A 24,669-nucleotide genomic window follows, 5' to 3' on the forward strand; every position below is an offset into this window, starting at 1 on the left:
AATGTCTGTTCATCAGGGTCGTCTGGTCGGAACGTTTTTCTTCCCGCTCAGGTCGCTGTAAAGGTAATCGCACTCATCAGTTGAACACCCAGAAAATGAAGTCTATTGCTGCCGGCCACGCGCTGCATTATGTACCCCGCGGCGATAGTGCCAGAGGTAACAGGCCCAACTTTTATGAACTCTACATGCATTCTGCGCTGCAGCGGATTAACACCATTGGATGCTTCTCCATTCGTGTTAGGGCCTAAGCCTCCACCATTGAAGTAATCAGACGAGTTCGTAGGGATGGTGTACCTAACAAATCGCATACCTATCCCTTTTACATTTGTTGGGAAAATATTCGACGCCGTACTGGGCTGGGGTCCAATCAAGTTCACGTTACCCATATTCCAATTGGTTCCTGTTCCTCTAGTTTCAGCGCTCGCCGCCAATTGGTTAGTTTGGGCCACCACCGTATTATTTGGCGTACCGGAAGGGACCGAAACCTGGGTTGAGGTGGGTGTAACTTTATAATAGCTAGTTGTGCCGGAAGAAAACCTTACCGTACCGGTTAGAATCGGATTTTGAACGGCAATCGACAACGTTGGAGACGCGGGCGATGCGACGGTGCCACCGTCGCGTTTTACGTTATAGGAAAAATTCAACGTTTTTCCGATGCTCTGAGTAATCACCGACTGAGGGACTGAAATTGACTGCGCTCCCAAACTTGTAACCTTTTCCCCCTGAGATCCCGTGCTGCCACCGCCCCAGACTAAAGTAATATCGTCCCCCACCCACATTCCCGCATAGTGCGGTACAACAACGGTCACCCCGTTGATAGGTTTAAGTAAGCTCAACGCATTGTTATAGGGATCGGCCTCATTGACCGTGGGCGCAATCGACAAACTCGGAGGTCGTGTATCCGCGATGGTGTAGTTTACTGCCGTTAAGGTAATTGCATTTGCCTCCACGGTGGTGCCATTCAGCGACACCTTAAACAGTAGGCTCAGGGTTTTATTGCGGCCCAACTCACTGAAGTAACTTGCAGGAATAAGCTCCTCATAAAATCCGTTATTGAACCAGCCCGCTGTCACCGCGTTATTGGGCAGCGTCCAAACCGTGCGATTATGGACAGCATTGTTCTCCTTGAAACCACTGAGCACCATGGCTACCGGCTGAGACTGGGCAATAAATGGCCAGGATCCCACATGCAGTGTTCCTCCGGAGGTCACTGCGCTCAAATCCAGAATTTTCGTAGTCTGATTAGCCTGATTGATGCGCAGAACTGTCTTTTGCAATTCAGTCACAGGAATCGGCGTCACCGTCACCGTCAAGGTCGCCGATGGGCGAGTTACACCGCCACGGGTCACCTCATATTTAAGTGTGAACGTCTTGTTCGCATTGCCAATATTCGCGGCTATAGCGGTCTTGGGAATATCAAAAGTCTGCACGCCGCTGGCCAAACCGTTCTTCTCGGCAATTACCGGCGACCCGGCACCGGCGGTGCCAACCATCGTGACCTTGATCTTGTCGGTGGTGTACATCGGTGTGAATGCTACCGAGGCCGTGCCTCCGGCTTGTGCGTCCAAAGGTGCCATTGTCGCAGTGGTTGCACCAGTGACCGTTGCCGGGGTCAGCTTCGGCACGGGAAACTGTGCCGGTAGACTATCAATGGTGTACTCCACCTCCGGAAAGACGATCGCGTCGGCTTCCACTTTGCTGGTACTCATCGCGGCCTTGAACGCCATGGTCAGTTTCTTACCATGGCCCAAGTCTTTCAGGCTGTTATACGCAATGGTTCCATCCAAGAACCCGGCAGCAATCCAGTTTGGATTCACCGCTGCCCCGCCGGCTCCGTTCCAAACCACGATAGGTGTAATGGCGGTTCCATCATTTTTCTGCCCGGTCAGCTTGAGCCATACCGGAAAAGTGGAGGTGATAAATGGCCAGACACCGACACGAGTCGTGGCCCCCGCCGTCACTGTGCTTAGGTCCAATACCTTGGTGGCCTGGTTGGCCTGAAGAATCTGCATAACGGTTTTTAACAGCTCTGCCTGGGGAATCGGCGTCACCGTCACCGTCAATACTGTCGAAGCTCGTGTCACACCGTTACGCGTCACGTCATACTTCAACGTGAACGTCTTGTTCGCATTGCCAATATTCGCGGCTATAGCGGTCTTGGGAATATCAAAAGTCTGCACGCCGCTGGCCAAACCGTTCTTCTCGGCAATTACCGGCGACCCGGCACCGGCGGTGCCAACCATCGTGACCTTGATCTTGTCGGTGGTGTACATCGGTGTGAATTGTACCGAGACCGTGCCTCCGGCTTGTGCGTTCAAAGGTGCCAGTGTCGCCGTGGTTGCACCGGTGACCGTTGCCGGGGTCAGCTTCGGCACGGGAAACTCAACGGGCATTTGGATGGTGTTGACCGTGTATTGCACGAGTGGGAACGCAACCGCCTCTGCCTCCACTTTGCTGGCACTGAAGGCTGCCTTCAACTCGACCATCAACGTTGTGTTATTCCCCAGCTCCTCCAGATAGGTACGCGGGAGCGGCCATTCAATTTTCCCTGTGGAAATCCAATTTGAATTGACGGCTGAACTGCCAGCTCCATTGAACAACAGATGATCATGCGTAACGTTACTGGCGGTTTTGCCCAGGAATCTCAACCAAACAGGCCGGGTATTGAAGATAAATGGCCAAATCCCCACATGGGCGGTAGCGTTGCCCGTAAAAGTACTCAGGTCTAACACTTTGGTGGTGGCGTTGGCTTCATTGAGTTTGATAACCGTCTTCGCCAATTCGGCCATCGGTATCGGCTTTACCGTTACCGTTAATGTCGCCGAGGTCTTTGGCGTGCCTGCACGGGTCACCACGTAATGAAACTTCAAAGTGGTGGCCTGGCTGCGAATATTGGCGGCGATGGCCTGGGCAGTGAAATCAAACTCCACCATCCCCACGGTCTGGTTACCGAACTTGGCAGGGATGTCCGGCGAGCCACCATTGCTGGTACCGACCACGGTCACCTTGATGGAGTCCTCATCGCGCATGCCCGTGTAAGTCACCACAAGCTGAGTGCCCGTTTGTACCTTGAGCGGTTCCAGCTCGGCGGTATTTGGACCGGTGACGTCCGCGCCCAACAAAGTCGGTGCCAGCAAATCGCTCAGGGTCCGACTGATCAACAACTCGGTGATTTGTGAATAGCGCGGCAACTCTGTGCCACGCTTCAACGAATAGAACACGGCCACCGTTTCGTTAAGATTGTTGGTCAAATAGGACTTATCAATATCGTGTTCAGTGGTGGTGCCACTGACGGCGACCTGCACCGGCACTTCAGTTCGTGCACGACGGCCAATCCAGAACATCCTGATCCAGTCACTGCGCAGCGTCTCGGTATAGGTCGAAAACACCTTGGCGTAATCGGTGATGTCATCCGGGTTCAATTGCCCTGCAATGGCCTTGGCGATAATGGGCACAGGCATGGTGCGTACAAGCACGCCTACCACTATTTGCAGGCGCAGGGACTCCTGAGGCTTGTGGCTGCCTTTTCGGGTGAATGCATAAAACACATCAACCAGGTGGCCCTCAAACCGTTTGACTTCAGTTTCGGGCACCGTGAACTCCAGTTCCCCGGCCGGCGTAGGCGCAACGTCATCAACTTCGCGTCCCATCCGAAATTCGATACTGTTATCCGGGCTGCTGACCCGGAAAACGACTTCAATAAGACCATCCTTGGACCAGCTCTCTTGTAGCGGAAAGTAAACAGTGGCATTGAACGCTGGGTCGAGGTGACCGCCCAGGTCTTCCCGGATCTTCGGCGCGGGCCATCTGATGACTTGGCCGAAAATGTCCAGATAGAGTTTTTGCGAAGGTTGCTCACCGCCTGCACGCTGGTACAGCGCATGTACGCTGGCGGTTCCATCAGCAATAGCTTCGACCAGGGCATTGTCGACTGTGAACGTATAAAGACCCGGGCCAACCAATGGCTTGATAGCGGTATGCGGAATCGGGTTTCCTTCGCTGTCTTTGCCGTCCCAGATGAGCGTCACATGGGAGAATGCACCTGTCTCGGCGCTGGTGACCCAAATCTGAACCTCCACGTCCCAACTGCCCAGCTCGGACAAATCGATACGATTGGGGTGGGTGTCCGGATACGCCAGCCAGGGTGCCTCTGGCCGTACCTCGCTGAGATGTACGTCAATCCAGGCTGAAACCGACCAGCGCGCTCCTTCTGCCGGGAGGTTGCCCCCCGCGTCGCGTACCTGATAAGCGACGCGAGTCAGGGGGTTGTTGCCAGCCGCCTTGATCGTCTCATAGTCAACGTTGACGACAATATCTCGCCCCTCCTCCCCAGGCAGGACGCGGTGTTCAACCGTGCGGGAGCCCCACACCAGCCGAATCAAGTCATAAGGGCGCATGTACTGCCAATACCGAACAGTGATTTTGACACCGGCCTGTGCAACGGCTTCGCTCACACCGTTAAGCACCACCCCCGGTGGAATCTCGTACATCAACCCCTTGTGACCGGGCCCCGGCCCGGGGTCGCCACCGGGTCGATTCAAACGCACGCGTACTTTGATCTCCTCGGTTTCAGATGTATTGCCACCGCCGCTACGCCTCAACTTGGCATAAACCGGATTAGCCCAAAACTCGACCACATTGTGCTGTGGGACCGTGAGGGGGATGAGTGCCTGGTCTGTATCCTCCTCACGAATCGGGGTGGACGCCACAGGTACATTTCGGTTGGTCCAATAGAGCGTGGCAATGCTGCCTGCCCCGACGCCATCCTTGGGGTTGATGAGGTAGACCACCAGTGGGCTTTCGACATTACGCAGGCCAATCCCACCCGCCGCGCCTTCGGTATCACCCTCGAAAACGGGCTCCATGTCGGGGATGAATATTGGTGGTAGCAAAGGGGCTTTCGGCGCTTTCTTCTTGGCCATGACAAGTGTCCTTAGGCAGCTTTACAGAGGCTTGGCCTATCAAACGCCTGAGCGTTGTGTCTTAGCTACTGTCAGAGTTGACAGGTGGCGACGAACGGTTTTCACGCTCTGGCATGGCTGACCGCTATTGATCGGTACCTGTCAACTCTGACAGTAGCCATCCATTTTTTTACGGTATCTGATAGTGGCAGGGCAGCAGCGACACCTATCAGGAGACCCGTCATGACAGCCAAAAAGACACCCGCCGTAGCCAAGGCGACCGCAAAGCCTGCATCGGTCAAAACAAAGGTCCCGCTTAAAACCACTGCCAAGCCCAAATCAGCAGCTCCCCCCAAAAAGGCTACGACAGCCAAAAACCTACTGAAGCTCAAGCCCAAGAAAAACCCGAAAAACCTCGACCGCCTCTACATTCCCGGCATGACTGAAGGCATTGATGGCTACGACGCCGGCATTCCGGCGTGGCTATTTGCATTTGGCATGACGATCCAGGTGGACAAGAATTGGAATGCAAAACCTGGCGATGTGATCACCGTGGGTAAACTGATCAACCCCACGACCGTTGAGCTACTCGCTATCAAAAAGCTAGAGCCCGGCGAAGAAACACACAATTATTATTTCTTCGCGGCTGATCAGAAGGACCTCCCCGACGGACCGCATGCCTTGGTTTACGTTGTAAATTATCAGGGTGGGAGCGAGTACGACATCTCGTATGCACTGGAAACTTATGTAAAAACCGACTACCCCGCTGGGGATGACGATGACCAAATTGAACCAGGCCATTCCGGGCTTCATTTCAGCGTATCGGAGACTACGATTACCCCAGGCAACGCCCATAGCATTAAGGTCACCGTCCAGCCTTACAAGAACCTGAACCCGCTGGACCAGATTATTCTTCATTGGGGGCACGTCATCATTACCCAGCAGGTCGCGGGCGTCGTCAACCCAACGGTGATCAACGTGACCTATCAGGACATTGTCGACGGCGGCGACAGTGATCACTTTCAAGTGTGGTTCGAAGCCATCGACATCGTGGGCAACGTATCCACTCCCGGCTCGGCAAGCATATTCGTCAAAGTTGCACTTGATACCTCAAGGCTCGACGGCCCTGCCCTCGTCAACGCGGGACCGCTGGGTTACGTCGATCTTGAAGTGCTGGACGAACGGCCTCTTGAACTGCAAATGTTCACCCCCTCAAGCATCGGCCTCAAGGACAGTATTTATGACGTCACGTGCCGGTTCTACCCGCCCAAAGGTGGGGTAAAGGAGGTTCACAAGTTTGTTCCCATCACAACACCCGGCAGGCCGTACTCTGCGTTTTTCGACTACTTGGATGTACGTGCGGCGGCTGAAGGGCGAATTGATACCAGCTTCGTCTTGCGCAGGGGCACTGCGCCCTTCGAGATCTACTCTAAAAAGACCACCGCGCAGGTCAAAGGCAGCATTGTTCGACTGGAGGCGCCTTTTATCGAGGGTTACCCCACTGACCATATCGGGGATAACCCCGCGCATGTCATTGCATCTATCCCCTACTACCCCTGGCGCCAGTCAACCGACAGGATCTCGCTGATCCTGCGATATGTGCGGGCGCTCAACGACGTCATCGTGCACATTGACACACAGGTTGTCGGGCCCTCTATCCCTCCCGGCGCGCCTGTGAGACGCGTGATCGAGCGGGCACAGTTGCAGATGTTCAAGGGCTATAGCCTGGAGCTGTACTACGTGATCTCCACCGGTTTCACCAAGGCGCGTGCCATCGACCTCAACGAGTCGTTACGTCGCGTGGTGACTATCAGCTGAGTGCCCACCACTTCGGCAACAACTGCCGCACCCGCGGCGCCCCAAACCGGTCATCAATCAACATGACCACCCCACGATCGTGCTGGCTGCGGATCACCCTCCCCGCCGCCTGCACGACCTTTTGAATACCGGGGTACAGATAGGTGTAGTCGTACCCCGCGCCAAAAATGGCGCCCATGCGCAGTTTCATCTGCTCATTGACCGGGTTCAGTTGTGGCAGCCCCAACGTGGCGATGAACGCGCCGATCAAGCGACTGCCCGGCAAGTCGATCCCCTCGCCAAACGCCCCGCCCAACACCGCAAACCCCACGCCCTGGCTGTGTTGGGTGAACTGATCGAGAAACGCTTGGCGCTCGGCTTCGCGCATGCCGCGTGATTGCTGCCACAGCGGGATATGCGGGTATTGTTCGGCGAGCAATTGCGCCACCTGTTGTAGGTAATCAAAGCTTGAAAAAAACGCCAGGTAGTTACCCGGCTTTTTGGCGAACTGGTCAGCGATCAACTCGACGATGGGTTCAAGTGAGGCACTGCGATGGGTAAAGCGCGTCGAGATTTCACCGACGATACGCACGTGCAATTGCTCGGCCTTGAATGGCGACTCCACATCGATCCACGCCGTGTCCTGTGGCAACCCCAGCAGGTCGGCGTAGTAGTGACGTGGGCTTAACGTTGCGGAAAACAACACGCTGCTGCGAGCAGCGGTCAAGCGTGGGCGGATAAATTCGGCGGGCACCACGTTGCGCAGGCACAGGGTCGAACTGCTGCGTTTACCGCTGAGTTGGCGCTTGCTGATATCGAAGATGAAGTGTTCGTTGAATAGCTCAGCGACCTTGGCGAACTGCAGTGCATCAAAGTAAAAGGTTTGCAGGTCACCGCTCAATGCTTCGGGGTGATCGTTAAAGTGCTCGCCCATGGCGCTGGTGCACAGGCTCAGGGCTTGCAGCAGCTTCTCTGGCCGGGCGGCGTAGGCCTGGTAAGGCGCAACCTGGTCTTTGTGCTGCGCGTTCCATTCACGGTTCAGGCGCTGCAGCGGCTTCTTCAACGACTCTGGCGCAGTGTCACGCAGGGTCTTGAGGTGGTACTGGTCGAGGCTCGCGCTGTACATCGAACGGGCGCGCTCCACCAGGTTGTGGGCTTCGTCCACCAGCACGGCGACGCGCCATTGGTTGAGCTGGGCCAGGCCGAACAGCATGGCACCGAAGTCGAAATAGTAGTTGTAGTCGGCGACTACCAGGTCGGCCCAGCGGGCCATTTCCTGACTGAGGTAATAGGGGCAGATGTCGTGGGCCAAGGCCACATCCCGTAGGTTGCGCTGGTCCAGCAGGCGCACCTGGGACGCCGCGATGCGCGCGGCGGGCAGGCGGTCGTAGAAGCCCTTGGCCAATGGGCAGGAATCACCGTGGCAGGCTTTGTCCAGGTGTTCACAGGCTTTGTCCCGGGCCACCAGTTCTAATACCCGCAACGACAGGTCTTGATTATTGGCGTACAGCACCTGGGCCGCATCCAGGGCGAGCTTGCGCCCAGGGGTCTTGGCGGTGAGGAAGAACACCTTGTCCAGTTGCTGGGGCGCCAAGGCCTTGAGCAACGGGAAGATCGTGCCGATGGTTTTACCAATGCCCGTGGGGGCTTGGGCCATCAGGCAGCGGCCGGTGCTGACGGCCTTGTACACCGACTCGGCAAGGACGCGCTGGCCGGTACGGAAATCGGCATGAGGGAAGGCCAGGGTCTGTGCGGCGCTGTTACGCGCTTCGCGGTGCTGCATCTCCCGTTGGGCCCAGCCCAGGAACAGCATGCATTGCTGGTTGAAGAACACTTCCAGCTCAATGGCCTGGAAGTGTTGGCTAAGTAAGGTTTCGCCTTCGCCAACGATATCGAAGTACACCAACGCCAGGTTGATCTCCGCAAGGCCGAGCTTCTGGCACATCAACCAGCCATACACCTTGACCTGGGCCCAGTGCAGTTGCCGGTGGTTGGCGGGTTGGGCGTCCAAGTCGCCGCGATAGGTTTTCACTTCTTCCAGGCGATTGGCGTCCGGGTCGTAACCGTCCGCCCTGCCCCGCACCTTGAGTTGCTGGTATTCGCCCTCCAGTGCCACTTCGTTCTGGTAATGCTGGCTGCGGCGCGAGGCCACGGTACGATGACCGGCAATGCCTTCCTGGGCACTGGGCGACGGGGTAAAGCGCAGGTCAAGGTCGCCAACCTTGGCGGTGAACTCACACAGCGCCCGCACGGCCACGCTGTAACTCAAGCCGTTTGCTCCGCCCAGCGCACGTAGCAGACCGTGACTGGCATCTGATACTCACCGCAGAACTCCAGCCAGCGCAGTTGGTTGTCTTGCAGGCGGTCGCCGGGGCCCTTGACTTCGATCATGCGGTAGGTCTTTTGCGCCGGCCAGAACTGGATCAGGTCTGGCATGCCGGCGCGGTTGGCGCGGATGTCCAGCAGCAAGCGTTCGAACCAGTAGCGCAGGTGTTCGGCGGGCAAACATTCCAAGGCCTGGTCCAGCAGTTCTTCACTGAGCAGGTTCCAGAACACGAACGGCGACTGTATGCCCCATTTGTCCAGGTAACGCTGGCGGACAGTGGCCTTGTAGCGCTCATCCTGCAGTTGCTCGAAGCACGCGGCGAACAACGGCGCACGGCGCTGATGGAAGTCTTCACTTTGCAGGTCCGCCGGGCCACGCTGGAATGGGTGGAAAAACGAACCCGGCAACGGCGCGAAAATCACCTCCCAGCACAGCAGGCCAAACAGCGAGTTGATCAGGCCGTTTTCCACGTAATGCACAGGCCCATCCGGCTCACTCAGGTGCGCCTGCACGCAGTACTCCACCGACATCAAAGGGTCCGGCAGTGCAAGGTCCAGATCTAAGCGGGTAACGGGGCGGGGCTTGACCTTGGGCAGCGCCGGCTCGCCGAGTTTTCGGCGCAGTCGCGGCAGGACCCGCAGCAAGTGTTGCTGCTCGGCGGCACTTTCCGGCGCGTGTTGCGCTTGGCTTGCCAACATCATGGCCTGGGCGAAATCCTCTTGGCGTTCCAGTACGCGGATCAGCCGTGAACGTGCGCCGGGGTATGCACAGGTGCGGTAGATCTGCTGCGCCAGGTCTAATTCGGCGATGCGCTCGCAATACTGCCCCACCTGGAACAACAGCTTGGCGCGGCGTTTTTCCAACCAAGGGTTGTCGGTGCTGAGTGTTGCGATATCGGCCAGCACGGCCTCCAACGCTTCGCCGGCCTCGAAGGCCTGCTGGCACTGATGCAGGAATAGAAAGCCGTGCACGTCATCACGGCTGCGCAAGCCACGGGACTCGGCGCAGAACTCGACTTTTTCGTAGGTGTAGATGCCCAGGTCGGCCAGTACGAACTCGGACCAATCCTGATGCAGGTTGCCGAAAAACATCAGCCGCAAACGGTCGCACAGCTCCATCACGCTGAGGCTGTAGAGCGTATCGGCGAGCTCGGGACACCAACCAGAAAAGCTGCGGCTTTCGGTGAATTGCGCCGCCAAGCCTTCAAACCAATCGGTTTTGTTGCCCTTGGGCTGCTCGATCCACGGCTTGAATGCACTGAAAACCTCTGCCTTTTGCAGCAAGCCGAACAGCTCTTCAAACGCCAGCGGGGATTGGTCCAGCACCCAACCCAATTCCAACAGCGGCCCTGCGGCGGCATGCGTACAGCCGATCTCCACATAATTGAGCTTGCCCGCACGAAAGTGCACACCTTTGCGCATCACCATGCGCACCAACAACGCCTGGGAAGCTTGCGGCAAGCTGTCAAATTGCTGAATGAAATGTGCTTCGTCTGCGTCAAGCAAATCGGCATAGCGTTGCCCCAGCCAATGCAGGACCTGGCGGAAGTTATGCAGGTAATAGAGCGGGTCGTCGAGGGGATTGGCCATGGCGCACGGTGATCAAATACTGGTTATGCATACAGAGTGCCGCCACCTAGCCCGTGTTGCAATCGGTAATAGATAAATGGCGCACGCAACTTTTTGTATAAAAGTGATCAGATGGGGAAGTCGATGGCGTAAAATTTGTGACCCCGCAGCTCTGGCGCGGGATTTTTCAAGGTTAAAGGTATAGGTAATGAACATGAAGAATTTGGGTCTGCCACTGGTTGCACTCACTTTTCTGTTTTTGAGCGGTTGCGCAACGCAAACCGTGGTGACACTGCAAAACGGCACACAGTATTTGACCAAGGATCTGCCCAAGACCAACAGCGCTGACGGCTTCTACGAATTCACCGACATCGCCGGCAAGCGGGTACGCGTAAAGGCCGCCGATGTGGCCACCGTCATCAAGGAAAAGTAAGCCCTGTAGTGAGCGGGCTTGCCCCGCGCTGGGGGGCGAAGCCGCCCTAAACAAAACACCGCGTTCTGCCTGACAGACCGCGGTGTTTTTTGTTGGGGCCGCTTCGCAGCCCAGCGCGGGACAAGCCCGCTCACTACAATTCAATACCGGTAGTACGGGTGGTAATACGGGTGATAGTAGGGATGGTAGTAATACGAGTGGTAGTACGGCCGGTAGCAGCACGGCCCCGGATAGGCCGGGTACACCGCACACCCACCCAACCCCAGCAGCACCACGGCGCACAGTAACAATCGAAGCCGGGACATGTTCAGTTCCTCCCACGTAGCGCGCGATAACAACTCGCAGGTACGCCTTTAACGTGTGAGCCCCCAGCATTCCGTCGCCGCCATCAGTACTGGCTACGTGAAGATTTATTCACCGAAGGATTCCCCATCGACCCTGCGTTTAACCGGTAAGCCGCCTTCATCTTCGAACGCGGCAGAACGGAGAACCACCGCCATGGCACGCCTGTCCCCAGCGGTACGCGCGCTGTTACTCATTCCCTTGACCCTGGCTGCCCTGGCGAGTGCGCCGGTGTTTGCCGACACCATCATCATCCGCCAGCCTCCGCGGGTGATCGTGGTGCAACCCCCTCCGCCGCCGATCTATTACGGCCACTGGGGCTACGGGCCTCGGCCTTACTACTATTACCCGCATCACTATTACGGTTATGGCTACCCTCACCGGCCGTACGGGGGCGGCTGGCGGGGACAGCATTGGCGTTGAGGCGTCAGCTGATCACCACGCCGTCGGCCCATAATCCGCCATGGCCGACGCCCACCAGCGTGACCGAGTCGGCGCCAAACGTGAGTACCGTGTCGGCGCCGACCACTTTGGCGTGGTCACGCAGGTCGGTGCTGCCGTCTGCATCCTTGAACACCAGCTTGTCGGTGGGCTGGTAGCCAATGATGCGGTCGTTGCCAAAGTGACCACTGAACAGGAAGGTGTTGTGGCCACTGTTGTCGCGAATCGTGTCATTGCCCTTGCCGCCCTCGATAAGATCCGCGCCCTTACCCCCCTGGATCAGGTCGTTGCCGTCGCTGCCGATGATGAAGGTGTTGCCTGTGTGGGGCTCGGCGTTGCGGTTCAGGTCCTGCACCCAGGTGTTGGCGCGTGCCGGGTCGGACAGGTTGGCCACGATCACCGTGGAGTCGCGGCTCATTTGCTCGTAGAAACCGGACTCAACGATGCGCGTCAGGCCGTTGCCATAACCGGTCGGTAAATGGGAGATCCAGGTCGGCAGGTTGGCGATGGAAAACGGCAGCACATTCCACAGCGTCGAGGCGTAGTGGTCGTTGAAGCTGACGATATTGTCGGTGGTCGACTCATGGGGTTTGTCGTGTACGCCCAAGGACGACAGGTTGAAGGATGAACCGTCCAGCGCGCGGAATACCGGGTCGTTTTCATAACCGATGTTAAGCACCTTGTCGCCTGCGCTCTGGGTCGGCGAGGCATAGGCGACATAGTTCGCATCCTTGTAGAACCCTGACCATTGATCAGTACTTAAATCGGCCATGCTATTGACCGCCAGGCCGCCCAGGCTATGGCCGCTGACCACTATGTCCTTGCCGCTCAAGCCATGGCCAATGGCATAGTCGGCGACGCTTTTAAGCAGCCCACCAAAGGCTTCGCCCGCGTAGTTCTTTGCGTAATCCTTGGGCCCCAGTGCCGCCAGCAGGTCACTCACCAGGTCGCCGATGGAGTCGCTGATCAGGCTTTCCCTCGGCCCGGAGGTGCCGCGAAAACCAATGCCGATCTCCAGCAGTTTCCCCGCGTCATCGTACTTGCCCAGCACCTCCACTTGCGCGGTGGTGTAGCCGGCCTTTTCGCCGAAGAACGTGCCCCGTGCATCAACCTTGCCGCCATACCCCAAGGCGCTGGCGCTGATGGGCGTCCAACCGGCTTTTTGCACGGCCTCCAGGGCGGCTTTTTCCGAATCCGGGTTCCAGGGAATGCCCGGTATCACCCCTTGAGAATCCGTGCTGCCCAGCAGCGCCCCCACCAACGTCGCCGGCAAACCCAGGCCCAGGCCATTGTGTTGGTAGCCCACGGCAAAGCCGTTATCCAGGTTGTGATAGCTGTACAACGTGATTGCCATGGCATCGGCAAACAACGCTTTGGAGCCCTCGCTGCCGAGGTTTTTATAGTCAAAGATTCCCATGGTAGTGCCTCTCTGATCGTTCCCACGCTCTGCGTGGGAATGCTGCCCAGGACGCTCTGCGTCCGTAATTATCGTTGCGGCGCACCAAACGCTTCATCCACCTTGGCCAAATCGGTGTCGCGCAGGTTGCCGGCGTAGTAGTGCAATTTGGTCCAGGCCATCAAATAGTCATAACGCGCCTGCGCCAGGTCGCGGCGGGTGCTGTAGAGCTGCTGCTCGGCGTTAAGCGCATCCAGGTTCACGCGCTCGCCACCCAGGATGCTTTGCCGGGTCGACACCACCAGCGCTTCGGCGGAGGTCAATGCCTTTTGATAAGCGCGCAACTTGCTCACCCCCGACAGGCAGGCGCTGAACTGGCGGCGCAATTCGATCAAGGTTTCGCGCGTCTTGCCCTCCAACTCATATTCGGCCTGTTCCATGGCGCGGCTGGCCTGGCGGGTGGAGGCCGAGATGCCACCACCGGCGTACAGCGGCAGGCTGACTTCCACACCTATGGTGTTGGTGTCGTAGCGTTGGTTGTAGGTGTTGCCGCTGTCGGACTCCTGCTGGCGCGAGCTGGCATACGCCGTGACCTTGGGCAAATGCCCGGCGCGGTTGCGTTCCACCTCAAAGCGCGCCACTTCCAGGGCCTGGCGTTGGGAGGCCAGCGTCGGGTTGTTGCTGATCGCCAGCTCATGCCAGGTGTCGTAATTGGCCGGGGTCAAGGTGAACGCGGCGAAGCCTTGATTCAGCGGCGCCAAGTCATGGATGTCCACACTGGGCACGCCGATCAAGGCGCCCAACTCCCTCAACGAGGCGTCCTGTTCATCCAGTGCCTGGATCTCCTCGGCCGTGGCCAGTTCGTAGCGCGACTCCGCTTCGAGAATATCGGTGCGGGTGCCCTCGCCCTGTTGGAACAGGTGCTGGTTCTGCTGGAACTGTTGTTCGAAGGCCTTCTTTTTGGCGCGGGCGATGTCAATCTGGTCCTGGGCGAACAACGCCTGCGTGTAGTAGGTCAGCACGCGCACCAACAACGCCTGGCTCTTGTCGCGAAAGCTTTCATCGGCAAACAGTGCCTGGGCCACGCCCTTGCGGTAGTTGGCATAGGCTTCGTAGTCGAACAGCGGCTGTTGCAGGCTGAAGGTGGAGCCGTAGCTGTTGTAGTTGCGGTCGTCGTGGTAACTGCCACCGCGCCCATCGGGCAACGTGGCCTGGGAATTGTTGCGGCCCTTGTTGTAGTTGTAGGACAGCTTGGGCAGCAGCCCGGCACGCCCGATGGCGCGGTTTTCCAGGCCAGCGTCGCGCTCCTTGATGGCGCCGAGGAACACCGGGTCATTACGCAGCGCTTGCTCGTACACATCGAACGGGCCCATGGCGGCCTGGGCGTTCACACAGGTCAGGAGCAAGGCGATAAACACAGGTTTCATGTTCATTCCTCGGTCAACGCGGAGCCGGCACGATCCAGCAGCGGCTTGAACAAGTAGTTGAGCAACGAGCGCTCACCGGTGCGCACAAACATCTCGGCGGGCATGCCGGGCTTGATCACCAGGCCTTGGAGTTTTTCCAGTGCGGACTCGCTCACGGTGGTGCGCAATACGTAATACGGCGCGCCGGTTTTTTCATCGATCATCTGGTCGGCAGAAACCAGGCTCACCTGCCCCGCTACCCGTGGCGTGCGACTCTGGTTGAACGCCGTGAACAGAATGTCCACCGGCAACTGGGTGCCGACCTTGTCCACCAAATGCACCGGCAGATGCCCTTCTACTTCCAGGCGTGTGCCCTGCGGCACGATCTCCAGCAATGTCTCGCCAGCGCGCACCACCGCGCCCTCGGTGTGCACGCTGAGGTTGACCGCAATGCCGTCCGCCGGGGCGATGATCTCGCTGTGTTGCAAATCAAAACCGGCGGAGGTCAGTTGTTGCTCCAGGGTCAGGCTGCGCAACTGCGCATCGGCCAACAGGCTGCGCACTTCCTTTTGATACTCCTCGCTGTGTTGCTGCAACTTGAGCCGCGACTCCAGAATGCCCTGCTCTACCCGGCCACTTTCGCCGGTGTTCTGTGCCAGGTCCTGTTGCACCTGGGACAGCTGGCGCTGGTACTCCATCAGCCGGTTACGCGGGATGTAGCCGTTGTCGGCCAAGGGTTGCAGGTTGCCGAGTTGATCGCGCAGGGACTGGGCCTGGGCCGTCAGGTCGCTACGGGCACGGCGCATGCCGCCCAGTTGCGCGGTGGCACCGTCGATACTGGCGCGAATCCCGGCCTGCTCACGGGCAAAGGCCTCGCGGCGGCTGCTGAACAGTTGGCGCTGCCCTTCCAGCACCGACGCCAGCGCAGGATCGGGATTGGCGCTGAGCTCGACCGGAAATGTAATGCCGGTGCGGTTATCACGCTCGCTCTGCCAGCGCGCCACGCTGGCCCAGGCCATGCGGTACTGCGCCTGCAGCGATTGCACATCAGCCTGGTGCCGGGTTTGGTCGAGGCGAAACAACGCCTGGCCTTGCGTGACGGTTTCGCCCTCCTTCACCAGGATGCGTCTGACCACGCCGGGGCTTAGGGTTTGCACCGCCTTTCGCTTGCCCGAGACCACCACCGTGCCCTGCACCGGAATGCCTTGGTCCAACGGTGCCAAACTGGCCCACAGGAAAAAACCGCCAGCGCCAACCACCGTCAGCAACCAGCCCATGCGCGCAAAAAAACGCGCGTCGTGTTGTTCGTGAGTCATGCTGGCATCCTTGCTTGGGGCGGTTGTTCGCGCTGCCCGGACAACGCCCGCAGCACCTCCTGGCTCGGTCCGTAGGCCTGTAGATGGCCTTCGTTCAGGACCATCAACTTGTCGGCCTGAGCCAATGCCGCCGAGCGATGAGTAACCAGCACCACCGTGCTGCCCTGGGCTTTCATCTGCACGATGGCGCTGGCCAATGCGGCTTCACCGACGGTGTCGAGGTTGGAGTTGGGCTCGTCCAGCACAATCAAGCGCGGGCCGCCGTACAGAGCACGGGCCAGGGCCACCCGTTGTTTCTGTCCACCGGACAGTCCCGCGCCGTTATCGCCCAGGACGGTGTCGTAGCCGTGGGGTAGCCGCAGGATCAATTCGTGCACACCGGCTTGTTGCGCGGCCTTGACCACCAGGTCCGGGTCCGCCTCGCGAAAGCGCGCAATGTTGTCGGCGATGCTGCCACTGAACAATTCGATGTCCTGGGGCAGGTAGCCGATATGCGGGCCGAGGTCGTCGCGGTCCCAGCGATGAACATCCGCACCGTCCAGGCGCACGGTGCCGGACAACGTCGGCCATACGCCTACCAGTACGCGGGCCAGGGTCGACTTGCCGGAGCCCGACGCACCGAGTACGCCCAGCACTTCACCGGCGCCGAGGCTGAAACTGACGTGGTGCAAGGTCGCCACTCGCCGCCCCGGCGGGCCCGCGCTGACCTGTTCAAAACTGACCTGGCCCCTGGGCGCCGGCAGTTTCATCTGTTCGGCTTCCGGCGGGAATTCGCGCAGCAAAGCGTCCAACCGCTGGTAGGCCAGCTTTGCCGCACTCCACTGCTTCCACACCGCAATCAACTGGTCGATGGGGCTCAATACACGGCCCATCAGGATGGAACCGGCAATCATCATCCCGGCCGTCATATCGCCCTTGATCACCAGCAACGCACCCAGCCCCAGCACCAAGGACTGCAAGCACAGCCGCAGGGATTTGCTCAGGGCGGTGATCACCGAACCGGTGTCGCTGGCCTGGTTCTGCAACCCGAGAAACCGCGAGTGCACGGCAAACCAGCGTTTGCGCAACGCACCGAGCATGCCCATCGCCTGGATGGTCTCGGCGTTGTGCAAGTGGCTGGTGGCCAGTTGAGTGGATTGTTGGGAATAACCGCTGGCTTCGCCCAGGGGCTTTTTGGTCAGGTATTCGTTGAGGCACGCCAAGCCGATCAGCAAAACGGCCCCGGTGGTGGCGAGCACGCCCAGCCACACGTTGAACAGGAAGATCAGCAGCAAATAGATGGGAAACCACGGCGCATCAAAAAACGCGAACAGCGCAGGCCCGGTGATGAATTGACGAATATGAGTCAGGTCGCCCAAGGATTGCCCGGCGTGTCCCTGGCCACGCTGCAAGTTGCGCTCGAACGCGGCTTTGTAGACGCGTAAGTTGAAGCGCCGCTCCAACTGGCTGCCGATGCGGATCACGATAAAACTGCGGATCACTTCCAGCGTGCCAATAAACGCAAAAAAGCCGACGACCATCAACGTCAACATCATCAGCGTTGTTTCATTCTGGGAGGACAGTACGCGGTCATAGACTTGCAGCATGTAAATAGAGGGCACCAGCATCAACAGGTTAATCAGCGCAGTAAAACAACCGACACTGATCAAGATGCTCTTGTATTCACCCAGTGCTTTGAATAACGGCGGCCTGGCCATAGTGTTCGATCTTCCTTGAACCAAATCACACGCAATAGTTGCCCGCGCCCCTGATAAGGGACGGTCAACTAATACATCGGGTTATAGCGTTATAACGGGCAACTAAGGTGCGCGTTGCAATACCACTGCATCACCGGAGGGTGTGCGCCCTTGGTATTCACCGTTTTTCTGGCGATTCAAGTGCGTAATGCCAGTGCCTTCGGCATTCATCAGCCAGATGCCGTCCGGGGTCGGCGACCAGCTCAGGGGTTTGTCCCCCAGCCATTGTTCGGCGCAGGCCACATCGCCGCCGAGGGCATTGGCCTGCTCCAACAAATCGAGGGCGCAGACTTGCCCCTGCTGGTGCAATTGCCAATGCCCCGCCAATTGAGCGCTGGTGGGTAAAACAAGACTGCTGGCCATAACGTGGGCTCCTGCCGACACGAACATCACCTGCGATACGCGGGTGATCAAATTGAAAAAACGTTGCATCTTCACGCTCCTTCCCAGAAGCGCGGCGCCGAAACGCCGCGCTTTTGCATCACGCCACGATGTCGCTGACCGCTGCCTGGCCAACGGTGGTGACGAGGAAGTCCGCCACGCCGTGCCCGGAGAAGTCTACCGCCAAGGTGCCCAGGTTGGTGCCTGCGGTGTAGGTCAGTACAGCATCGCCAGCATGCCCGGTGAAGGCATTGACGAAGGTCAGTCCCGCGCCCTTGGTGATGCCGGACAAGTCGATCTTGTCCGAGCCCGAGGTGAAGTCAAAGATCTTGTCCGCCGCCCCTGGCGCGGAGTCGGAACTGGCACCGTACACGAAGGTGTCGTTGCCTGCGCCGCCCCACAGTTGGTCCGCACCGCCGCCGCCGTAGATGATGTCGTTGCCGGCACCGCCCTTGATCACGTTGGCCGCGTTGTTGCCGATGATCAGGTCATTACCCGAGCCGCCAAAGGCGTTCTCGACCGTCACGCCCTTGGCGATGGACACGTTGCCTACCAGGCCGCCCACGTCGGAGAACGACGCCTCATTGAGGTTGATCTTCTGGTTTTGGGTAAAGCCGGAGAAGTCCAGGGTGTCATTGCCACCGCCGTCCCACACCGAGAACACCAGCTTGTCGGCATTGGAGGTGGCGCTGTAGAAGTCGCGCCCGGTGTTGGAGTTGAAACCGTAGGTGGTATCGCCGGCGCGGGTGTTGTAGTTGGCGCCGTAGAGCTTCTGGATCGCCGCGATGTCGTCGATCAGCGGGCCGGAGGCGTAGGCTTCGACTCCACCCTTGCTGAAGTTCTGGTTGGTGTTGCTCTCGCTCCAGTAGCTCATGACGCTGTAGCCGCGCGTGTCCTGTCCATAGGTCGCGTCGCTGTAGGTCGGGTTGCCGTTCCCGGCGTTGTAGTCGCCAGGGTGAGCCAGCCCCAGGGTGTGGCCGATTTCGTGGGTGAGGGTTTGCCGGCCATAGTTATTCAGGTCCGGGGTTTTGTTCGGCGTGTAGCTGCTGTTGGTCAGGTACCACGACGTGCCGTCGTAACCCGCACCGGTACCGGGCAGGTAGGCGAAAGCCGCCGCGCCGTCCTGGCCACCGCTGTAGTTGCCGAAGGTCATGTGGGCATCACCGCCGCTGGCCTTTTCGGTGAAGGTGACGTTGGCCACATCCGCCCAGGACTGCATGGCCAGCGCGGCCTGCGCTTTCTGCTGTGCGCTGAACTGGCTGAAGCCCGAGATGCCATGTTTGTTCAGGGTGCTGGACGACGCCGAGGTCAGGAAGGTGTAGGTCAGGTCGATCTTGCCGTTGCCATCAAAGTCCCGGTAGGCGGCACCGTCACGCAGCAGCTGGGTAGCCACCTGGTCGACGGAGTAGGACGGTTTGCCATTGATCGTGAGATTGCCGCCACGGTCATACAAATGGCTAAAGCTATCGATTTGCGAGTAAGCGGTGCTGGCTTGCGCCGCCGACACAATAGCCTGGTCTTTTACTTTTGACATAAACGTACTTCCTTGTTTGCAAGTGCATCAGTCTTTTATCGATAGGAACCCCGCGGGCGAGATCGTCCTATCACTCGCCTCTTTTGAAGGCGTAAGAAAACTGACACAACTTGAAATCTTTCGTCTACATCTTTTCCGGCGCAAAAAACTGAGGTGAGCACTAACTAAGCAGAGTGCAGTCCGTGTTTATTGGGTGCACGAGATTTTGTCCGACAAAAAACAAGCAGTACTTATTTAAATATTAAATAACGTTAATGCCGCTCAACTTGAGCGGCGCGCCATTATTAATGGATCCAATATATTGCCACGGTGCCATTGGCAACATTAAACAGCCACTAGTTACAGTAATAGTTAGCGTTGTCCCCTATTACCGGGACACGTTCCATCCACACGCGTGCAATGCCTCCAGCATCACTTCACCGTTCAGGCCAGGTACCCGCACACCGTCATCGGTGAGCATGTCCTCACCTGCCAGGATCGCGTTGATGATCGCCTCTTCCACCGCTTCCGCCGCCGCACTGAACAGCGGGGAAATGTGGTCGTTATTGACCATCTGCAGAGCACTGCTGAACGGCAGCCCCTTGCGCCCGTAATCCGCCGGCGGCAAGTCCTGGTTGCCAGTGGCGAAGGCCAGGAACAGGTCGCCGCTGGAGTCCTCGGTGCCGCCGCCCGTGCGGGCGATGCCAATGGACGCGCGTTGTGCCAGCCGCTTGCATTGATGCGGTAGCAACGGCGCATCCGTGGCGATGATCACCACGATGGAGCCCATGCCCGGCGTGCCGCGCTCGGCGAACGGCGAGGGAATGTCCATCAGTTGGCGGCCCACCGGGTAGCCATCGACTCGCAACTCCTGGCGCTTGCCATGGTTGGCCTGCACCAGCACGCCGACGGTCCAGCCGCCCTGCTCTGCCGAAAGGCGCCGCGACGCCGTGCCGATTCCCCCTTTGAACTCGTGGCAGATCATCCCGGTGCCGCCGCCCACAGCGCCCTCTTGCACCGGGCCGGATTCGGCACTGCCCAAGGCTTCGCGCACATGCTCCGGCCCCACGTGCTGGCCCCAGATATCATTGAGCAGGCCATCGTAGGTTTCCATGACCACTGGCATGCACCAATACACCGACGGGTCCGCCAGGCGCTCGCGCTCCAGGGCAATCAAGGTGTCGCGCACAATGCCGACGCTATGGGTATTGGTGATGGCCAACGGTGTGGTCAGCAGCCCCGCTTCGTTGATCCACTCAAGGCCGGTGGCATCGCCGTTACCATTGAGTACGTGGTAGCCGGCAAAGCACGGCTGCTGCCGCGCCTCGCCGGCACGCGGCTGGATCACGCTGACGCCGGTACGCACCTGCTTGCCGTCGATACGGGTCTTGAGCGTGCTGTGACCGACCCGTACGCCCGGCACATCGGTGATGGCGTTCAATTCACCAGGCGTGCCCAGCCCCAACGTGATGCCCAATTGACGTGCGCGCATAACCACTCCTTACAATTTCTGGAAGACCGGACTGAACCGGCCGCTGATGCAATACAAAATCACCGACAGGGCCAGCAAGCCGATGATGATCATGATGTCCCTGATCGAGGCTGCCGCCACCAGGGTCACCAGCAAATAACCCGCGCCCAATACCGCGATCAACGCCGGCAGCGGCCACAACGGCATGCGATACGGGTGCTCACGGTCGCGCAGCAGCACGCGGCTCATCAACGCGCTTGACGCCACCACCAGGTACACCAGCATGATCAGCAATACGCTGAACGAGGTCAGGTCGGCGAGGTTGGAGCTGAAACTCAGCAGCGCCGAAGGGATCGCCAGGAACAGCGTAGCCAACCACGGTGAATCCCAGCGCGGGTGAATACGGGTGAAGATTTTATTGATGCTCGGCGTCCACAGCGCATCGCGGCCGCTGCTGAACACCACTCGGCCGATCTGGATCACGATGGCGACGATGGCGTTGAATACCGACAGAAAGATCCCAGCACTGACCAGGCGCGACAGGGTTTCATTGCCATGGCTGGTCAGCAGGTAACCAATGGGGTCCGGGCTGGCGATCATCTCGCTCAGCGACGGCGCGCCGATCAACAGCGCGGTGATCGGCACCAATTCGATGATCACCACCAACCCCAGCGACCACAGCACGGCCTTGTGCACGCCTTTGCCGCCGCACTTCATGTCTTCAGCCAGCAGCACCGCCGGGCCATAGCCATTGTAGGAAAACAAACCGATACCTACCGCACCAATCACCAGAGCCCACGGCGCCGCGTGCAGCACACCGTTTTCGACGATCTGCGGCTCGAACAGCACACTGGCCGGTTGCATCGGGTTACCGAAGCCCAGGTACACGATCACCAGCAACGCCGCCACTTCCAGCAGCAGGCAGGTGCCGGTGATCCAGGCATTCAGCTTGATATTGAGGATGCCCAGGGCGTAGCTGCACACCACGATGACCAGGGCGACGGTTTGTGAGTCGAATTTAGTGCCGAGGGCGTTGTTCAAATAGGTCGCCGCCCCCGTGGCCAGCACCGGCGGGATAAACAGCAGCATCACCAGGACTGTCAGAAAGGTCGCATAACCAGCCATGCCGCCAAATACACGCTTGGCGTATACGTATTCACCGCCAGCGCTGTTGTGGGCGCGGCCCAGTTCGGCGTAGCAAAACGCGAACATCAGCGCCAGCAGGCCCGCCATGACAAACGCCAGGAACACGCCACTGCCGGCCTGCTGGATGGCAAACGGCGCGATGACGAACACAGAACTGGCTGGGGTCACCGCCGAAACGGTAATGGCCACTACATCGAAGACGCTCAGGGTGGGTTTCAATACGCCGTCGGGCGCGGGGGAAGCACTCATATCGTTATCCTCTGTCGTTGTTCTTGGTGTGAGGCAGAAACGAAAAAAGGGTGTTTTGCCGGGATATATTTCCCGTTGAATGATGCCGACGTTAACGAACGGGGGCTTGTCAGCCAATTCCCCTATTGGCGTACTCCCCCTTGACGGCACTCGGCAAAAGCCGAAGGCTTGGGCGATCTTTTTGCTGGCGGGAGCCTGACACATGAGCCTGTTTCGGGAAGTCGGCATGCACGCGGGCCTGGGCCGCACCGTGGCGCACATCGGCACCGAGCACTTCTGGAAGCAGCTGGTGTTGTTGCTGCACCAGAGCTTGGCGTTCGATAACGCACTGGCGATTTACTATCCGCTGGAGGGCCCGCCCCAGGCCCTGGAAGAATACGACGCCCAACCCAGCAGCAAACCGGCATCGATGCTGGTGTACCTCAATGGCTTGTATTTGCTCGACCCGTTTTTCCAGGCGTGCCGTGAGGGTTATGTGAGTGGCGTTTACCGCCTGGAGGAAGTGGCACCGGACCATTTTCGCCAGAGTGAGTACTACCTCAACTACTTCCACGACAACGTGCTGGAAGACGAGGTGCAGTTCATCCTGCAACTGCCGGGTGCGGGCACGCTGTCGTTGTCGCTGGGCATGCAGCGCAGGTTCACTGCCGAAGAAACCGGCTTGATGACGATGGTGGGTACTTGGGTAGTGCCGCTGATGCAACAGCATTGGCAGCAAAGCACGCAGCGTGTGCCGGCCATGGACACGCAGATACGCGATGCATTAAGTCATTTTGGCTGCGGCGTGCTGTCGGAACGTGAACTGGAAGTGGCGCGCCTGGTGTTGCGCGGGTTCTCGTCCAAGGCCATGGCCGAGCGCTTGAACATCTCGCCGGACACCGTGAAAGTGCATCGGCGGCATCTTTACGCGAAACTGGATATCTCGTCGCAACCGGAGCTGTTTTCGTTGTTTATCCAGTCGCTGGGGCATGACCTCGAAAACCCCTGAGACAGGACTCACTCGGTCAAAAATGTGGGAGTGGGCTTGCTCGCGAAGACAGTGTGTCAGTCACCGAAGATATTGACTGATCCACCGCCTTCGCGAGCAAGCCCGCTCCCACAGGGGGCGGTGCGTCGTGCTTATTTACCGGTACGGATGGTGTTCCACACCCGCGTGCGAATCCGGTCAATGTTCAATGGCATCGCTTCCAGCGCAAACAATTTGCCCATCATTTCCGGGCTTGGGTAGACCTTGGTGTCCGCCTTGATTGCCGGGTCTACCAGGCTGTCTGCCGCGCTGTTGCCGTTAGCGTAGTGCACGTAGTTGGTAATGCTGGCCATCACTTCCGGGCGCAGCAGGTAGTTCATAAAGGCGTAGCCGGCTTTTTCATCTGGGGCGTCGGCGGGCATGGCAACCATGTCAAACCAGATGGCCGCGCCTTCCTTGGGAATGTTGTAGCCGATGTTCACACCATTCTTGGCTTCCTTGGCGCGGCTTTCGGCTTGCAGGATGTCGCCGGAGAAGCCGACCGCCACGCAGATATCGCCGTTGGCCAGGTCAGCGGTGTATTTCGAAGAGTGAAAGTACGCCACGTACGGCCGCACTTTCATCAGCAGGTCTTCTGCCTTTTTATAGTCTTCGGCCTTCTTGCTGTGATGCGGCAGGCCCAAATAGTTGAGCGCGGCCGGCAGCAGTTCCGGGCCGTTGTCGAGGATCGCCACGCCGCATTTTTGCAGCTTGGCCATGTTCTCGGGCTTGAAGATCAAGTCCCAGGAGTCCACAGGGGCGTTGTCACCCAGCACCGCCTTGACCTTGTCGATGTTATAGCCAATACCGGTGCTGCCCCACAGATACGGGAAACCATGAGCGTTACCCGGGTCGTTGTTTTCCAGGGCCTTGAGCAGCACCGGGTTGAGGTTTTTCCAGTTGGGCAACTGACTCTTGTCGAGTTTTTTCAACGCACCGCCCTGAATCTGCCGAGCCATAAAATGGTTGGACGGGAACACCACGTCGTAGCCGGATTTACCGGTCATCAACTTGCCGTCCAGGGTTTCATTGCTGTCGTACACGTCGTAGGTGAAACCGATGCCGGTTTCTGTCTGGAAGTTCTTGGTGGTGTCCGGAGCAATGTAGTCCGACCAGTTGTAGATCTTCACCGTCTCGGCGGCCTGGCTGATAGAGGCCACCAACATCAAGGGCAACAGGGCAATGGCTTTCATGGTTCGATTTCCTGGCGGTTTTAGGGCTGTTTTTATGGCAGGCGATCA

Annotated in this window: 17 protein-coding genes; 4 read left to right on the forward strand and 13 right to left on the reverse strand. The window is 58.7% G+C overall.

All coding sequences use genetic code 11. From position 1 onward, the window contains the following. Positions 1-47: 47 nt before the first annotated feature. Complete coding sequence (locus tag HF257_RS19765; protein WP_185706252.1) at positions 48-4,922, reverse strand: hypothetical protein; 4,875 nt, start codon at positions 4,920-4,922, stop codon at positions 48-50. Positions 4,923-5,144: 222 nt separating this feature from the next. Here HF257_RS19765 and HF257_RS19770 point away from each other — a divergent pair, with 222 nt between their 5' ends. After that, positions 5,145-6,719, forward strand: a complete 1,575-nt coding sequence (locus tag HF257_RS19770; protein ID WP_185706254.1) for a hypothetical protein — start codon at positions 5,145-5,147, stop codon at positions 6,717-6,719. Here the strand turns inward: HF257_RS19770 and HF257_RS19775 are convergent. Together HF257_RS19775 and HF257_RS19780 are read right to left on the reverse strand one after the other, a co-directional pair. Then, a complete protein-coding gene (locus tag HF257_RS19775; RefSeq protein WP_185706256.1) occupies positions 6,712-8,967 on the reverse strand; it encodes an ATP-dependent DNA helicase in 2,256 nt (751 codons plus the stop codon). The genes HF257_RS19770 and HF257_RS19775 overlap by 8 nt on opposite strands. Next, positions 8,964-10,613, reverse strand: a complete 1,650-nt coding sequence (locus HF257_RS19780; protein WP_185706258.1) for a VRR-NUC domain-containing protein — start codon at positions 10,611-10,613, stop codon at positions 8,964-8,966. Before HF257_RS19780 ends, HF257_RS19775 begins: the two co-directional genes overlap by 4 nt. 187 nt (positions 10,614-10,800) lie before the next feature. Between HF257_RS19780 and HF257_RS19785 the strand changes: the two genes are divergently transcribed. Then, complete coding sequence (locus HF257_RS19785) at positions 10,801-11,025, forward strand: YgdI/YgdR family lipoprotein (protein WP_185706260.1); 225 nt, start codon at positions 10,801-10,803, stop codon at positions 11,023-11,025. A 140-nt stretch (positions 11,026-11,165) separates the two neighbouring features. Here the strand turns inward: HF257_RS19785 and HF257_RS19790 are convergent, their stop codons facing one another. Next, positions 11,166-11,330 carry a hypothetical protein gene (locus HF257_RS19790; RefSeq protein ID WP_176998315.1) on the reverse strand — a complete coding sequence of 55 codons (165 nt, stop codon included), beginning with the start codon at positions 11,328-11,330 and terminating at the stop codon, positions 11,166-11,168. 193 nt (positions 11,331-11,523) lie between these two features. Here HF257_RS19790 and HF257_RS19795 point away from each other — a divergent pair, with 193 nt between their 5' ends. Further along, on the forward strand, positions 11,524-11,790 hold the full coding sequence (locus HF257_RS19795; protein ID WP_185706262.1) for a hypothetical protein: 267 nt from the start codon (positions 11,524-11,526) through the stop codon (positions 11,788-11,790). 4 nt (positions 11,791-11,794) lie between these two features. Here the strand turns inward: HF257_RS19795 and HF257_RS19800 are convergent, their stop codons facing one another. The 8 genes from HF257_RS19800 to HF257_RS19835 form a co-directional block, all read right to left on the reverse strand. Further along, positions 11,795-13,225 (reverse strand): polyurethane esterase, encoded by a 1,431-nt coding sequence (locus HF257_RS19800; protein ID WP_185706264.1) that lies wholly within the window; start codon positions 13,223-13,225, stop codon positions 11,795-11,797. Between the two features lie 68 nt (positions 13,226-13,293). Continuing rightward, positions 13,294-14,631 (reverse strand): TolC family outer membrane protein, encoded by a 1,338-nt coding sequence (locus HF257_RS19805; protein ID WP_185706267.1) that lies wholly within the window; start codon positions 14,629-14,631, stop codon positions 13,294-13,296. A 2-nt stretch (positions 14,632-14,633) separates the two neighbouring features. Next, a complete protein-coding gene (locus HF257_RS19810; protein ID WP_185706269.1) occupies positions 14,634-15,926 on the reverse strand; it encodes an HlyD family type I secretion periplasmic adaptor subunit in 1,293 nt (430 codons plus the stop codon). Then, on the reverse strand, positions 15,923-17,623 hold the full coding sequence (locus HF257_RS19815; RefSeq protein WP_185706271.1) for a type I secretion system permease/ATPase: 1,701 nt from the start codon (positions 17,621-17,623) through the stop codon (positions 15,923-15,925). The genes HF257_RS19810 and HF257_RS19815 overlap by 4 nt, the downstream gene beginning before the upstream one ends. A gap of 102 nt (positions 17,624-17,725) precedes the next feature. Next, positions 17,726-18,094 (reverse strand): protease inhibitor Inh/omp19 family protein, encoded by a 369-nt coding sequence (locus HF257_RS19820; protein WP_185706274.1) that lies wholly within the window; start codon positions 18,092-18,094, stop codon positions 17,726-17,728. Positions 18,095-18,143: 49 nt separating this feature from the next. Further along, entirely contained in the window at positions 18,144-19,577 is a 1,434-nt protein-coding gene (locus tag HF257_RS19825; protein ID WP_185706276.1) for a serralysin family metalloprotease, read from the reverse strand. Positions 19,578-19,944: 367 nt separating this feature from the next. Then, entirely contained in the window at positions 19,945-21,048 is a 1,104-nt protein-coding gene (locus HF257_RS19830; RefSeq protein WP_185706278.1) for a DmpA family aminopeptidase, read from the reverse strand. 9 nt (positions 21,049-21,057) lie between these two features. Continuing rightward, positions 21,058-22,422, reverse strand: a complete 1,365-nt coding sequence (locus tag HF257_RS19835; protein ID WP_185706280.1) for an APC family permease — start codon at positions 22,420-22,422, stop codon at positions 21,058-21,060. Between the two features lie 202 nt (positions 22,423-22,624). Between HF257_RS19835 and HF257_RS19840 the strand changes: the two genes are divergently transcribed. Then, positions 22,625-23,410, forward strand: coding sequence for a response regulator transcription factor (locus HF257_RS19840; protein WP_185706282.1), 786 nt, complete (start codon positions 22,625-22,627; stop codon positions 23,408-23,410). Positions 23,411-23,541: 131 nt separating this feature from the next. Here HF257_RS19840 and HF257_RS19845 read toward each other — a convergent pair whose 3' ends face one another. Then, positions 23,542-24,621, reverse strand: coding sequence for a polyamine ABC transporter substrate-binding protein (locus HF257_RS19845; RefSeq protein WP_185706284.1), 1,080 nt, complete (start codon positions 24,619-24,621; stop codon positions 23,542-23,544). Positions 24,622-24,669: the final 48 nt, after the last annotated feature.

The sequence above is a fragment of the Pseudomonas cremoris genome (assembly GCF_014230465.1).

What these genes read in the sequence shown, in the direction of transcription:
- HF257_RS19765 (WP_185706252.1), bottom strand. Translation starts at nt 4,922, where the DNA reads ATGGCCAAGAAGAAAGCGCCGAAAGCCCCTTTGCTACCACCAATATTC.
- HF257_RS19770 (WP_185706254.1), top strand. Translation starts at nt 5,145, where the DNA reads ATGACAGCCAAAAAGACACCCGCCGTAGCCAAGGCGACCGCAAAGCCT.
- HF257_RS19780 (WP_185706258.1), bottom strand. Translation starts at nt 10,613, where the DNA reads ATGGCCAATCCCCTCGACGACCCGCTCTATTACCTGCATAACTTCCGC.
- HF257_RS19785 (WP_185706260.1), top strand. Translation starts at nt 10,801, where the DNA reads ATGAACATGAAGAATTTGGGTCTGCCACTGGTTGCACTCACTTTTCTG.
- HF257_RS19790 (WP_176998315.1), bottom strand. Translation starts at nt 11,330, where the DNA reads ATGTCCCGGCTTCGATTGTTACTGTGCGCCGTGGTGCTGCTGGGGTTG.
- HF257_RS19795 (WP_185706262.1), top strand. Translation starts at nt 11,524, where the DNA reads ATGGCACGCCTGTCCCCAGCGGTACGCGCGCTGTTACTCATTCCCTTG.
- HF257_RS19800 (WP_185706264.1), bottom strand. Translation starts at nt 13,225, where the DNA reads ATGGGAATCTTTGACTATAAAAACCTCGGCAGCGAGGGCTCCAAAGCG.
- HF257_RS19805 (WP_185706267.1), bottom strand. Translation starts at nt 14,631, where the DNA reads ATGAAACCTGTGTTTATCGCCTTGCTCCTGACCTGTGTGAACGCCCAG.
- HF257_RS19810 (WP_185706269.1), bottom strand. Translation starts at nt 15,926, where the DNA reads ATGACTCACGAACAACACGACGCGCGTTTTTTTGCGCGCATGGGCTGG.
- HF257_RS19815 (WP_185706271.1), bottom strand. Translation starts at nt 17,623, where the DNA reads ATGGCCAGGCCGCCGTTATTCAAAGCACTGGGTGAATACAAGAGCATC.
- HF257_RS19820 (WP_185706274.1), bottom strand. Translation starts at nt 18,094, where the DNA reads ATGCAACGTTTTTTCAATTTGATCACCCGCGTATCGCAGGTGATGTTC.
- HF257_RS19825 (WP_185706276.1), bottom strand. Translation starts at nt 19,577, where the DNA reads ATGTCAAAAGTAAAAGACCAGGCTATTGTGTCGGCGGCGCAAGCCAGC.
- HF257_RS19830 (WP_185706278.1), bottom strand. Translation starts at nt 21,048, where the DNA reads ATGCGCGCACGTCAATTGGGCATCACGTTGGGGCTGGGCACGCCTGGT.
- HF257_RS19835 (WP_185706280.1), bottom strand. Translation starts at nt 22,422, where the DNA reads ATGAGTGCTTCCCCCGCGCCCGACGGCGTATTGAAACCCACCCTGAGC.
- HF257_RS19840 (WP_185706282.1), top strand. Translation starts at nt 22,625, where the DNA reads ATGAGCCTGTTTCGGGAAGTCGGCATGCACGCGGGCCTGGGCCGCACC.
- HF257_RS19845 (WP_185706284.1), bottom strand. Translation starts at nt 24,621, where the DNA reads ATGAAAGCCATTGCCCTGTTGCCCTTGATGTTGGTGGCCTCTATCAGC.